The organism is Rugamonas brunnea, assembly GCF_014042345.1.
GTDB classification, from domain to species: Bacteria; Pseudomonadota; Gammaproteobacteria; order Burkholderiales; family Burkholderiaceae_D; genus Rugamonas; species Rugamonas brunnea.
Genome location: NZ_JACEZT010000016.1, coordinates 125,095 through 137,943 on the forward strand (window position 1 = coordinate 125,095; position 12,849 = coordinate 137,943).

Consider the following 12,849-nt stretch of genomic DNA (forward strand, 5'->3'; position numbering starts at 1 on the left):
TTACTCGAACGGGTGACGCAGCACGATCGTTTCTTCGCGATCGGGGCCGGTCGACACCATGTCAACCGGCACGCCGACCAACTCTTCGATACGTTTGATGTAGTTGCGGGCGGCGGCCGGCAGCGCGGCCAGCGACTTGGCGCCCACCGTGCTTTCCTTCCAGCCCGGCATTTCTTCGTAGACGGGCACGCAGCGCGCCGCTTCTTCCGCGCCGGACGGGAAGATGTCGACCGGCTGGCCATCGACCGTGTAGCCGGTGCACAGCTTCAGCGATTCCAGGCCGTCCAGCACGTCCAGCTTGGTCAGGCACATGCCCGTCACGCCGTTGATCTGCACCGAGCGGCGCAGCAGGGCCGCGTCGAACCAGCCGCAGCGACGGGCACGGCCCGTCACGGTGCCGAACTCGTGGCCCACTTGCGCCAGGTGGTGGCCCACGCCGGCGTCGGTCGGCAGTTCCGAAGGGAACGGGCCGGAGCCGACACGGGTGGTGTAGGCCTTGGTGATGCCCATGATGTAGTGCAGCATGCCCGGACCCACGCCCGAACCGGCGGCGGCGTTACCAGCCACGCAGTTGGACGAGGTGACGAACGGATAGGTGCCGTGGTCCACGTCCAGCAGCGAGCCTTGCGCGCCTTCGAACAGCAGGTTGGCGCCGGCCTTGTGCGCCTTGTACAGGGCGCTCGACACGTCGGTCACCATCGGGCGCAGGCGCGGCACGTAGGCCAGCGCGTCGTCCAGGGTCTTCTGGTAGTCGATCTTCGGTGCCTTCAGATAGTTTTCCAGCACGAAGTTGTGGTAGTCCAGGTTCTCGGCCAGCTTTTCGGACAGGCGCTTTTCGCTCAGCAGGTCGGCGATGCGGATGGCGCGGCGCGCCACCTTGTCTTCGTAGGCCGGGCCGATGCCCTTGCCGGTGGTGCCGATCTTGGCGGCGCCGCGGGCCGCTTCACGGGCCGCGTCCAACGCTGCGTGGTAAGGCAGGATCACGGGCGCGGCGTCCGACACCTTCAGGCGCGACGCCACTTCCACGCCGACCGCTTCCAGCTTGTCGATCTCGCGCAGCACGTCCGGCACCGACACCACCACACCGTTGCCGATGTAGCAGGCCACGCCTGGGCGCATGATGCCCGATGGGATCAGCTGCAGCGCCGTCTTCACGCCGCCGATGACCAGCGTATGGCCGGCGTTGTGGCCGCCCTGGAAGCGCACCACACCTTGTGCATGATCGGTCAACCAGTCAACGATCTTGCCCTTACCTTCATCGCCCCACTGGGTGCCGATGACAACGACGTTCTTTGCCATATTTTTCTTTGACATCACACTTAACCTAAGTTTTTAAGAATCCAGTTACTACCATCATCGTCGAGCACCAGCGCACGGTCGCACTCGAACTCGTCCTGTTCATTGCTGTGACCCGGCATGGACTGGATCACGACTTCGCCGGCCTTGCGCAGCGCGGCGATTTTCTCTTTCAGCTCCGGCGCATTACCCCACGGCGCGCGGATCGAATGTTTGCGTTCAGCCGTCGGCAGCAACCGCGCCAGCTCGCGCAGGTCGAGCGAGAAGCCGGTGGCGGGACGGGCGCGGCCGAAGGCCTCGCCCACGTGGTCGTAACGGCCGCCACGGGCCACGGCGTTGGGCAGGCCCGGCACGTACAGCGCGAACATGGCGCCGCTCTCGTACTGGTAGCCGCGCAGGTCGGCCAGGTCGATCGCCACTTCGGCGCGGCCGAGGGCCGAACCGGCCAGCGCGGCCAGTTCCGCCAGCGCCTTGGCGATGCCGGGCAGGTCGGGCAGCACATCGCGCGCCTTCTTGAGCACTTCCACGTCGCCGTACAGGTTGGGCAGCGCCAGCAGCGCGTCGCGCACCATGGGCGAATAATCAACCGTCAGTTCGCGCAGGCCAGGCATGTCCTTGGCGCGCAGCAGCAGGTACAGCGCCGCCTCGTCGCGCACGGCGGCCGGGTCGCCGGCGATCAGCGCGCGCAGCACGCCCACGTGGGACAGGTCCAGGCGCACGTCGGTGAAGCCAGCCAGGGCCAGCGAGGCCAGCGCCAGTTCCTGGATCTCGGCGTCGGCTTCCAGGCCGGCGTGGCCGTAGATTTCGGCGCCGATCTGCAGCGGTTCGCGGGTGGCGTGCAGGCCCGAGGGACGGGTGTGCAGCACGCTGCCGGCGTAGCACAAACGGGTGACGGAGGCGCGGTTCAGCAGGTGGGCATCGATGCGGGCCACCTGGGTCGTCATGTCGGCGCGCAGGCCCAGCATGCGGCCCGAGGCCGGGTCCACCAGCTTGAAGGTGCGCTGATCGGTGTCCTGGCCGGCGCCGGTGAGCAGCGACTCGACATATTCGAGCAGCGGCGGCATCACCAGTTCATAGCCGTACAGGCGGAAATTATCCAGCATCAGGCGACGCAGTTCTTCGATCTTGCGTGCTTCCGACGGCAGGACGTCGGCGATATTCTCGGGCAAAAGCCAATTCGGCATGGGAAACTGGAGTCGGAAGTTAGTGAAATTTGAACAACGTGGCGCCATCGCGCAGCTATCAGGCGCAGGGCCGAACCTGATATTTTACGCGAAAATATGCCTTGAAAGGTAGAAAATCGTGCCACGGACGGGCAAAAACGAAGCCGGCCGGGCGGTTGCACACCGCGCCGGCCGGCCTCGCCGCCAGTCTTACTTCTTGCCGGCCGGGGCAGCCGAAGCGCCCGCGCCCTTGAAATACTTGAAGAAGTCGGAATTGGAATCGATCACCATCACGTCGCCGTGATTCTTGAAGGTAGCGCGATACGCTTCCAGGCTGCGGTAGAACTTGTAGAACTCGGGATTCTTGCCGAACGCCTCGGCGTAGATCTGCGAAGCCTTGGCATCGCCCTCGCCGCGGATGCTCTCGGCCTGGCGGTAGGCTTCGGCCAGGATCACGGTGCGCTGCTTGTCGGCGTCGGCGCGGATCTTCTCCGAGTCGGCCGAACCGGTGGAACGCAGCTCGTTGGCCACGCGCACGCGCTCGGCCTTCATGCGGTCATACACGGAGTTGTTGATCTGCTCCACGTAGTCCACGCGCTTGAGGCGCACGTCGATGATCTCGACGCCGATCTGGGACGCTTCCGTGACCACCTTGCTGCGGATCGCTTCCATCACCTGGCCGCGCTGGCCGGAGATCACTTCACGCACGGTGTGCTTGGTGATCTCGTCGTTCAGCGCCGCCTTGACGATCTGCGACATGCGGTCGCGCGCGCGGCCCTCGTCGCCGCCGAAGCTGACGAAGTATTTCTTCGGCTGGTCTTCGCCGCGGCCGATGCGCCATTTGACGAAGGTGTCGACCAGGATGTTCATCTTCTCGGCCGTGATGAAGCGCTCGGCGTCGGGCGACTCGATGGTCATGATGCGGTTATCGAGGTACAGCACATTCTGGAACGGCGGCGGCAGCTTGAAGTGCAAGCCCGGCGTGCGGATCACTTCCTTCACTTCGCCGAGCGCGAATACGATGGCGTAACGGCGCTGGTCAACCACGAACATGGTGGACGACAGCAGCATCAGGGCGATAAAACCGCCCACAACGGTGGTAACAATACGGTTCATTAGCGGCTCTCCCGTTCACGTGACGAATCGCGCGAACGGCTGTCGCGCTGACGGCTCATTTCCACCGTCGGCATCATATCGGAGGGCGTCGAGGCGGCCGGTGCGGGCGCCGGCGCTGGCGCGGCGGCCGCCTTGGCCGCCGCAGCGGCGGCGTCGCTGGCCGCCGCCTGGGCGATCAGCTTGTCGAGCGGCAGGTACAGCAGGTTGCTGCCGGACTTGGCATCCACCATCACCTTGCTGGCGCTGGAGAAGATCTGCTGCATGGTTTCCAGGTACATGCGGTCGCGCGTGACGGCCGGCGCCTTCTGGTACTCGGCCAGCACCTGCTTGAAGCGGGCCGCGTTACCGGCCGCGTTCTCGCTGACGGTGGCGCGGTAGGCTTCCGCTTCCTGCACCAGGCGGAACGCGGCGCCGCGCGCCTTCGGAATCACGTCGTTGGCATACGCCTGGCCTTCGTTCTTCTGGCGCTCGCGGTCCTGGCCGGCCTTGACGGCGTCGTCGAACGCGCTCTGCACCTGCTCCGGCGGCTGCACGCCCTGCATGGTGACGTTGGTGATCTGGGCGCCGGTGGCGTAGCGGTCCAGGATGTGCTGCATCAGCTGCTGGGTCTCGAACGCGACCTTCTCGCGGCCTTCATACAGCACGAAGTCCATCTTGCTCTTGCCGACCACTTCGCGGATGGCCGTCTCGGCCACCTGGCGCACGGCGTCCTCGGGGTCGGCATTGTTGAACTGCCAGGCCACCGGATCTTTCAGCGTGTACTGCACGGCGAACTGGATGTCGATGATGTTCTCGTCGTCGGTCAGCATCAGCGATTCGCGCGTCTGCTTGTTCTTGACGTTGCCACGGTAGCCCACTTCCACCGTGCGCACCTGCGACACCTTGACCGTCTCGTCGCTCTGGAACGGGTAAGGCCAGCGCCAGTTGAAACCGGCCGGCGTGGTGTGGCTGAATTTACCGAAGGTGAGCACGACGCCGGTCTGGCCTTCCTGCACGATGAACGAGCCGGAGGCCAGCCAGATCAGCGCCACCACGACGCCCACGGCGCCGGCGGTGATGCCGGCGCCCTTCATGTCGGGACGGGGGCCGGACGGCGTGGGGCCGTTGTCGGAACCCTTCTTCTGGCCGAAGAAGGCGTTCAGGCGCTGGTTGAAATCGCGCCACAACTGATCCAGGTCGGGCGGACCGTCGCCGGGCTTGTTGCCCTCCTGGGCGTGGCGGTTGCCGTCCTTCTTGTCAGCGCCCCAGCGGGGATCGTTGAGCGAGAGCTTCAGGCCCAGTCGTTGCATGAGAGTGGAGACACGCATACTTAATGTGATCCGACATGAGTGATGGTTGGTGTTGTGCCTGGCGCGCCGTCGTCGGGGGCCAGGGTGTCGTCGTCCTGCAGATCCTGATCGTGGGTTTCACCGGCGTCGTCTTCACCCGGTTCGCCTTCATAACGGGGACGCGGCGGGCGCGCACCCGGTGCGGCCTTGGCCCATTCGACGATCGCCGCGCGCAGCAGATCGAGGCCGGCGCCGGTGCGGGCGCTGATGAAAACGCGGGAAATTTTATCATATTCATCACGCTCGACGGACGGCTCCAGCCCCGCCGCGTCAATCTTGTTCCAGACAAGAATTTGCGGAATATGATCGGCGCCGATTTCCTTGAGCACCATGTTGACCTGCTCGATCTGCTCCATGCGCACGGGCGACGAGGCGTCGACCACGTGCAGCAGCAGATCGGCGTGGATGGTTTCCTCCAGCGTGGCGCGGAACGCGGCCACCAGCTGGTGCGGCAGCTCGCGCACGAAACCGACCGTGTCGGAGACGACGACCTGCCCCACCTCCTCGCCCAGGTAGACGCGGCGCGAGGTGGTGTCGAGCGTGGCGAACAACTGGTCGGCCACGTACACGCCGGCCTTGGTGACGGCGTTGAACAGGGTCGACTTGCCGGCGTTGGTGTAGCCGACCAGCGAGACGGAGAAAGTCTGGGTGCGCCCGCGCGCGCGGCGCTGGGTATCGTGCTGCTTGCGCAGCTTGTCGAGCCGGGCCCGCAGCGCCTTCACGCGTTCGCCGATCAGGCGGCGGTCCGTTTCGAGCTGGGTTTCACCAGGGCCGCGCAGGCCGATACCACCCTTTTGCCGTTCCAGGTGGGTCCAGCCGCGGATCAGGCGCGTGGCCAGGTGCTGCAACTGGGCCAGCTCCACCTGAAGCTTGCCCTCGTGGCTCTTGGCGCGCTGGGCGAAGATGTCGAGGATCAGGCTGGTGCGGTCCAGCACCCGGACGTTGAGGCGCTTTTCCAGGTTACGTTGCTGGGCCGGTGACAGGGCGTGATTGAAGATGACGATCTCGATCTGGTGATCGAGCACGGCCTGGCCGATCTCGTCGGCCTTGCCGCTGCCGACGAAATAGGCCGCGTCCGGACTGGAACGCTTGGCCGTGATGGTCGTGACAGGCTCCGCCCCCGCCGACCGCGCCAGCAGTTGCAGTTCCTCGACGCTGGCGGCAAAGTCGCCCTGACCGAAGTCGATACCGACTAAAGCGGCGCGCATACGGCGGTCAGGCAGGTGAGCGGATAACGATGTGGCAAGCGTTTATTCCGCGTCGGCTTCAATGTTCAGATTGACGGCGCGGGCCGGCACCACGGTCGAAATGGCGTGCTTGTACACCATCTGGGTGACGGTGTTGCGCAGCAGGACCACGTATTGGTCGAACGACTCGATATGACCTTGCAGCTTGATGCCGTTGACCAGATAGATCGACACGGGCACGTGCTCTTTGCGCAAGGCGTTGAGGAATGGGTCTTGTAACAGTTGCCCTTTGTTGCTCATAACAGCTCCGTTTTATGTTGTTGTGTGTGAATTGGAGGCGGCACGCTGGTTTTCAAGTGCGGCGCAATGCAAAAAAACAGGTGCAAGCTTCATTCTCCCACAGGGGAATCATGCCATGAAGCTACTGTAACCTGTTTTCGTACTTTCTGCAGGCTGCGCCAGCGCGTTTTCCGCTCTCTCCGTGCTTATTTCTGCGTTTTGGCAAATGGATTCTTGCCGGTGCGCAATTCAATGCGCAGCGGCGTACCCACCAGCGAGAACGTGTCGCGGAAATGCTTTTCCAGGTAACGCTTGTAGGGCTCGCCCACCGCGTCCAGCGCATTGCCGTGAATCACGATCACAGGCGGGTTCATGCCGCCTTGGTGCGCATAGCGCAGCTTGGGGCGGATCGAACCCTTGCGGCGTGGTTCCTGCTTCTCCACGGCCTCGATCAGGGCGCGCGTCAGCTTCGGCGTCGACAGGTCGCACATGGCGGCCGCATAGGCCGAATCGATCGACTTCATCAGCGGGCCGATGCCGGTCGCCTTCAGGGCCGAGATGAAATGGGTCTTGGCGAACGACAGGAAGTCCAGCTTGCGGTCTAGGTCGATCTTGATCTCGTCGCGGCGGTCCGACTGCAGGCCGTCCCACTTGTTGACGGCCACCACCAGCGCGCGGCCCGATTCCAGCACGAAGCCGGCGATGTGGGCGTCCTGCTCGGAGATGTCCTGCTGGGCGTCCAGCAGCAGCAGCACCACGTTCGCTTCCGAGATCGACTGCAGCGTCTTGACGACCGAGAATTTCTCGATCGCTTCGAACACCTTGCCGCGGCGGCGGATACCGGCCGTGTCGATCAGCGTGTACTGCTTGCCATCGCGCTCGAACGGGATCTCGATCGAATCGCGGGTGGTGCCCGGCATGTCGAACGCGATCACGCGCTGTTCTCCCACCAGGGTGTTGATCAGGGTGGACTTGCCCACGTTGGGGCGGCCCACGATGGCGATCTTGATGCCGTGCTCGGACGGCTCCAGTTCTTCCGGTTCTTCCGGACGCTGGGAGAACGCCAGGTTCAGCGCCTCCTCCACCAGATCGGCCACGCCGTCGCCGTGGGCCGACGAGATGGCATAGGGATCGCCCAGGCCCAGCTCGTAGAAGTCCGACACCACGGCCGTGTAGCGCATGCCTTCGGACTTGTTCACCACCAGCAGCACGGGACGGCCGCTCTTGCGCAGGAAGTCGGTGATGGTCTTGTCGTGCGGCGTCAGGCCCTGGCGGCCGTCGACCAGGAACACGACCACGTCGGCCTCGGCCACGGCCTGCTTGGTCTGCAGTGCCATCTGGTGCATGATGCCTTCCTTGGCGACGGGTTCGAAACCGCCCGTGTCGATCACGAGGAAGGGACGTTCGCCGACACGGCCCTCGCCATAGTGACGATCGCGCGTCAACCCAGGCAAGTCCGCCACCAGCGCGTCGCGCGAGCGGGTCAGACGATTGAATAAGGTCGATTTCCCAACATTGGGTCGACCCACTAGTGCGATTACCGGCTTCATTGTATTACTCGACCGCGATGGCGGTCACTGTCCCTGATTGGGTTTGAAAAATCAAATTCGCGCCCGCTACCACCGGCACCGATTGTATCGGGCTGCCGTCGGTGGCGACGCGACCTATTAAAGCGCCATCTTCCCGCGACAGGAAGTGGATGTAACCCTGCAAGTCGCCGACCGCGACAGCGCGGCCGTACGATACAGGCGTGGACAGGCGGCGGAAGGCCAGCTTGTCCGTTTTCCAGGCGTTGGTGCCCGTTTCGCGGCTGTACGCGGCCAGCCCGCCCTGGTCGTCGGCGACGAACACGAAGCGCTGGTCCACGGCCACGCCCACGTCGGACGACGCCGGCTTGTTCCAGCGCGGCACGCCGGTGGCCAGGTCGAAGCAGGCCACGCGGCCCTGGTAGGACACGGCGCACACGTCCTTGTCGTACACCACGGGCGCGCCGGCGATGTCGGTCACGCGTTCCAGTTCCGTCGCGCCGCGCGGCTCGCCCACCACCACTTCGAAGCGTGGCAGGCCGCCCGCCAGCGCCAGCGCCAGCAGCTTGCCGCCCGGCTGGGCCACGTACACGTTCGGACCAGCGATGGTCATGCCGGGCGCGTTGCGCAGCGTGAGCGCGGGCGTGGTGCGGGCCACCGACCAGCGCTTGGCGCCGGTGGCTGCCTCGTAGGCCGTGATCTGGTTATCGACGCTGCGCACCACCACCACGTCCGTGCCCACCACGGGCGAGGACAGCACTTCGCTCGACGCCTGCGCCTTCCACAACGGCTTGCCGTTGGCGTCGAACGCAAGGATAGCACCCTTGGCGCCGCCCACCACGGTCACGTCGCCGTTGCTGCCCACGCCTGCGGTCAGGTCCGAGCCGGTCTTGACGCGCCACAGCTCCTTGCCGCTGGTCGCGTCGAGCTTCACCAGGGTGCCGCCGGCGTCGGCCGCGTACAGGTTGTTGCCCACCAGGGCGGGCGTGAACACGGCCTGGCCGGACGAGCCGAGCGCATACTTCCAGGCCGCGTGCGCGGCCAGCGTGGACTTGAACTCGACCAGCGGCGCGGGCTGGTTCTTGGTTTCCTTCGACGAGAACAGCGAGCAGCCGGACATCAGCGCCAGCAGGCTCACTGCGATTACTTTTTGGGTGGTGCGCATAAATTTAACCTTGTTGGTACAGGTAAGGCCCTTGTTGGTACAGGCAAGGCATGAGGGACGGCGCGCCTGTCGCGCGCGTCCCCGCGAAGATGCTTACGCCGCGTCGTTGGCCGCGGGCACGGCGCCGCCGATGGCTTCGAACTTCAGTTCGATCAGCTGGCGGCCCGGGTTCTTCTTGTCGGTCGCGTCCAGCGCGGCCTGGTAGGCGGCGCGGGCCTCGGCCAGCTTGTTCTGCGCTGCCAGCACGTCGCCCTTGCGGTCGGCCACGGCGCCGGCGAACTGCGGCGCGATGCCGCTGGCCAGGACCTTGAGCGCTTCGTCATAGGCTTTCTCGTCCAGCAGCACGCCGGCCAGGCGCAGCTTGGCCACCGACTTGTATTCCTCGTCGCCGTGCTCGGACGCCCATTGCAGCTGGGCCTTGGCCGACTTCAGGTCATTGGCGTCGAACGCGCTCTTGGCCGCCAGCAGCGCGCCCATGGGCGCGTAGGTGGTGCTACCGAAACGGCTTTCCATGTCGCCGGCCGCGCGCAGCACCTTGGCCGCGTCCTTGGTCTCGACGGCGTGCTGCAGTTCGTCGTACAGGGCCGACGCCTGGGCCGCCTGGCTGCGCTGGTAGTAGTTCCAGCCGGTCCAGCCCGAGTAGGCGGCCAGGCCTGCGATCAGCACCCACGAGGTCAGGTTGCCATACTGATTCCACCACGCTTTGAGGGAAGCAAGTTGTTCTTGTTCTTCGAGATCGTATGCCATGAGTTCAGGTCAGTTGGGGTTGTAAAGGTTAATCGGTACGGTTCAATACAGCTCAGTGGTTGCAGTTCTCGTCGTGCACGTGATAGTGGCCGCCGTCGCTGGTGATCTGGTCGACCAGGAAGTCCACTACCTCATCGAACGGCACGTTCGATTGCTGCTGCTCGCCTTCGGCCGCGCGCATGGCCTTGACGCTGGCCGTGTGGTTGGCCACTTCGTCCTCGCCGATGATGACGGCGAAGGCGGCGCCGCTGCCGTCGGCCTTCTTCATCTGCGACTTGAAACTACCGGCGCTGGCGGCCGTGGAGGCGTGCATGATCACGTCCAGGCCGGCGTCGCGGATACGCTCGCCCAGCACGAATGCCTGCAACTGGGCCGCTTCACCCTGGTGCACCAGGTACACGTCGCACTGGTTGGGTTGCTCCGGCTCGCCCTCTTCCTTCATCAGTTCCAGCAGGCGTTCGATGCCCATGGCGAAACCGACGGCCGGCGTCGGCTTGCCGCCGAAGCTGGCGATCAGCGGATCGTAGCGGCCGCCCGCGCACACGGTGCCCTGCGAGCCCAGTTGGTCCGTCACCCACTCGAACACGGTGCGGTTGTAGTAATCGAGGCCGCGCACCAGGCGGGTGTTGATGGTGTACGGGATGTTGTTGTGGTCGAGGATCTTGCGCACGCCGTTGAAGTGGGCCAGCGATTCCTCGCCCAGGTAGTCGAGCAGCTTGGGCGCGTTGTTGACCATCTCCTGCATGGCGGGATTCTTGGTGTCCAGGATGCGCAGCGGGTTGCTGTGCAGGCGGCGCTTGGCTTCCGCGTCCAGCAGGGCTTCGTGCGATTCCAGGTAGGCGATCAGGTCCACGCGGTGGCGCGCGCGCTCCTCGGCGTCACCGATCGAGTTCAGTTCCAGGCGGATGTTCTGCAGGCCCAGGTCATCCCACAGGCGGCGGCACAGCATGATCAGTTCCGCGTCGATGTCCGGGCCGTTGAAGCCCACGGCCTCGCAACCGAACTGGTAGAACTGGCGGTAGCGGCCGCGCTGCGGACGCTCATGGCGGAACATGGGGCCCGTGTACCACAGGCGCTTCGGACCTTCGTACACGAGGTTATGCTCGATCACAGCGCGCACCACGCCGGCCGTGCCTTCCGGACGCAGCGTAAGCAAGTCGCCGTTCATGGAGTCGGTGAACGAGTACATCTCCTTTTCCACGATGTCGGTCACGGCGCCAATGGCGCGCGCGAACAGGCCCGTGTTTTCGAGGATGGGGGTGCGGATCTGCTGGAAGCCATAGCTCTGCACCACCGATTGCGCGGTGTTCTGGAACAGCTCCCACAGGTGCGCGTCGGCCGGCAGGATGTCGTTCATGCCTTTTACTGCGACGATTTTTTCAGCTTTTTTGTTTTCGGACATTGCGATCTTCTTCTAGCTTAGGCAGCCACGGTCTTGCCGTAATTGGTCTGCACGTAATTCAATACGATGGTCTGGAATTCCTCGACGATGCGCTCGCCGCGCAGCGTGGCCACCTTCTGGCCGTCGACGAACACCGGCGCGGCCGGCGATTCGCCGGTGCCGGGCAGGCTGATGCCGATGTTGGCGTGCTTGGATTCGCCGGGGCCGTTGACGATGCAGCCCATCACGGCCACGTTCATCGCCTCCACGCCCGGATAGATCTTTTTCCACTCCGGCATCTGCTCGCGCAGATAGGTCTGGATGCTGTCGGCCAGTTCCTGGAAAGTGGTCGAGGTGGTGCGGCCGCAGCCGGGGCAAGCGATCACCATCGGCGTGAACTTGCGCAGGCCCATGGTCTGCAAAATCTCCTGGCCCACCACCACTTCCTTGGTGCGGTCGCCGCCCGGTTCCGGGGTGAGCGAGATGCGAATGGTGTCGCCGATGCCCTCCTGCAGCAGCACCGACAGCGCGGCCGTCGACGCGACGATGCCCTTGCTGCCCATGCCCGCTTCCGTCAGGCCCAGGTGCAGCGGGTAGTCGCAGCGGCGCGCCAGTTCGCGGTACACGGCGATCAGGTCCTGCACGCCCGAGACTTTGCACGACAGGATGATCTTGTCGCGGCCCAGGCCCAGTTCCTCGGCGCGCACGGCGTTCTCGATGGCCGACGTGATCAAGGCTTCGTACATCACGGCCTGCGCGCTCCACGGCTCGGCGCGGCCCGCGTTCTCGTCCATGATGCGCGCCAGCAGCGCCTGGTCCAGGCTGCCCCAGTTGACGCCGATGCGCACCGGCTTGTCGTAGCGGGCCGCTACTTCGATCATCTGGGCGAACTGGCTGTCGCGCTTGGCGCCCTTGCCCACGTTGCCGGGATTGATGCGGTACTTGGCCAGCGCCTGGGCGCAGTCGGGATATTCGTTCAGCAGCGTGTGGCCGTTGTAGTGGAAGTCGCCCACCAGCGGCACGTCGATGTCCATCTTGTCGAGTTGCTCGCGGATGTAGGGCACGGCGGCGGCGGCCTCCGGCTTGTCCACGGTCAGGCGCACCAGTTCGGAACCGGCGCGGGCCAGCTCCTTGATCTGGATCGCCGTGGCGATCACGTCGGCCGTGTCGGTGTTGGTCATCGACTGCACCACCACGGGCGCGTCGCCGCCGACCCACACCTGGCGGGCGCCGTTGGCCACCAGCACGCGGCGGCTGGCGCGGCGCGCGCACGGACCGGAAGGAATGGCTGTTTGCGTAGTCGTAGTAGACATGGGTGTTCTGATTGTGTTCGGTAAAACGGGATTACTTGATGTTCACGCGCGAGATCGTACCGCCCGGCACGGCCGGCAGCGCCAGCGGCGTGCCGCCCAGCGTCGCTTCCACACCGGCCGGTTTGCCGACGATGAGCAGGGCCGGATCGGCGATGTCGAAGGTCTCCGTCGCGCCGGCCTTGACCAGGCGCGAAATGAGCGGCGACTTCCCGGGACGGCGGATTTCGATCCACGAATCCTGGGTCACTTTCAGCACCAGCGCGTTGCCGCTGGCGGCAGCCGGCGCTGGCGTGGCTGCGGGTGCAGGCGCCGGCGCCGCCGGCGCCGCGGTGGCGACGGGCGCCGTCG

General features: G+C 65.2%; 12 protein-coding genes. All 12 read right to left on the minus strand.

The window, feature by feature from the left end; all coding sequences use genetic code 11:
• Entirely contained in the window at nt 1–1,314 is a 1,314-nt protein-coding gene (locus H3H37_RS20890; RefSeq protein WP_182166108.1) for an adenylosuccinate synthase, read from the minus strand.
• Nucleotides 1,315–1,319: 5 nt separating this feature from the next.
• Nucleotides 1,320–2,480 carry an ATP phosphoribosyltransferase regulatory subunit gene (locus H3H37_RS20895; protein ID WP_182166110.1) on the minus strand — a complete coding sequence of 387 codons (1,161 nt, stop codon included), beginning with the start codon at nt 2,478–2,480 and terminating at the stop codon, nt 1,320–1,322.
• Between the two features lie 189 nt (nt 2,481–2,669).
• The gene (hflC, locus tag H3H37_RS20900) at nt 2,670–3,575 is read right to left on the minus strand and encodes a protease modulator HflC (protein ID WP_182166112.1); all 906 of its coding nucleotides are present in this window, start codon (nt 3,573–3,575) and stop codon (nt 2,670–2,672) included.
• Nucleotides 3,575–4,882: an FtsH protease activity modulator HflK gene (gene hflK, locus H3H37_RS20905; RefSeq protein ID WP_182166114.1), complete on the minus strand. Its 1,308-nt coding sequence runs from the start codon at nt 4,880–4,882 to the stop codon at nt 3,575–3,577. The genes hflC and hflK overlap by 1 nt, the downstream gene beginning before the upstream one ends.
• A 2-nt stretch (nt 4,883–4,884) precedes the next feature.
• The gene (gene hflX, locus H3H37_RS20910) at nt 4,885–6,111 is read right to left on the minus strand and encodes a GTPase HflX (RefSeq protein WP_229218943.1); all 1,227 of its coding nucleotides are present in this window, start codon (nt 6,109–6,111) and stop codon (nt 4,885–4,887) included.
• Between the two features lie 42 nt (nt 6,112–6,153).
• Complete coding sequence (gene hfq, locus H3H37_RS20915) at nt 6,154–6,390, minus strand: RNA chaperone Hfq (RefSeq protein WP_182155148.1); 237 nt, start codon at nt 6,388–6,390, stop codon at nt 6,154–6,156.
• 185 nt (nt 6,391–6,575) lie between these two features.
• A complete protein-coding gene (der, locus tag H3H37_RS20920; RefSeq protein ID WP_182166116.1) occupies nt 6,576–7,919 on the minus strand; it encodes a ribosome biogenesis GTPase Der in 1,344 nt (447 codons plus the stop codon).
• Between the two features lie 4 nt (nt 7,920–7,923).
• Nucleotides 7,924–9,060 (minus strand): outer membrane protein assembly factor BamB, encoded by a 1,137-nt coding sequence (gene bamB, locus H3H37_RS20925; RefSeq protein ID WP_182166118.1) that lies wholly within the window; start codon nt 9,058–9,060, stop codon nt 7,924–7,926.
• A 93-nt stretch (nt 9,061–9,153) separates the two neighbouring features.
• Nucleotides 9,154–9,807: a YfgM family protein gene (locus H3H37_RS20930; RefSeq protein WP_182166120.1), complete on the minus strand. Its 654-nt coding sequence runs from the start codon at nt 9,805–9,807 to the stop codon at nt 9,154–9,156.
• Nucleotides 9,808–9,859: 52 nt separating this feature from the next.
• Nucleotides 9,860–11,209: a histidine--tRNA ligase gene (gene hisS / locus H3H37_RS20935; protein WP_182166122.1), complete on the minus strand. Its 1,350-nt coding sequence runs from the start codon at nt 11,207–11,209 to the stop codon at nt 9,860–9,862.
• A 17-nt stretch (nt 11,210–11,226) separates the two neighbouring features.
• Entirely contained in the window at nt 11,227–12,501 is a 1,275-nt protein-coding gene (gene ispG, locus H3H37_RS20940) for a flavodoxin-dependent (E)-4-hydroxy-3-methylbut-2-enyl-diphosphate synthase (protein ID WP_182166124.1), read from the minus strand.
• 31 nt (nt 12,502–12,532) lie between these two features.
• On the minus strand, nt 12,533–12,849 hold a 317-nt coding region (locus H3H37_RS20945; protein WP_182166125.1), incomplete at its 5' end, for a DUF4115 domain-containing protein.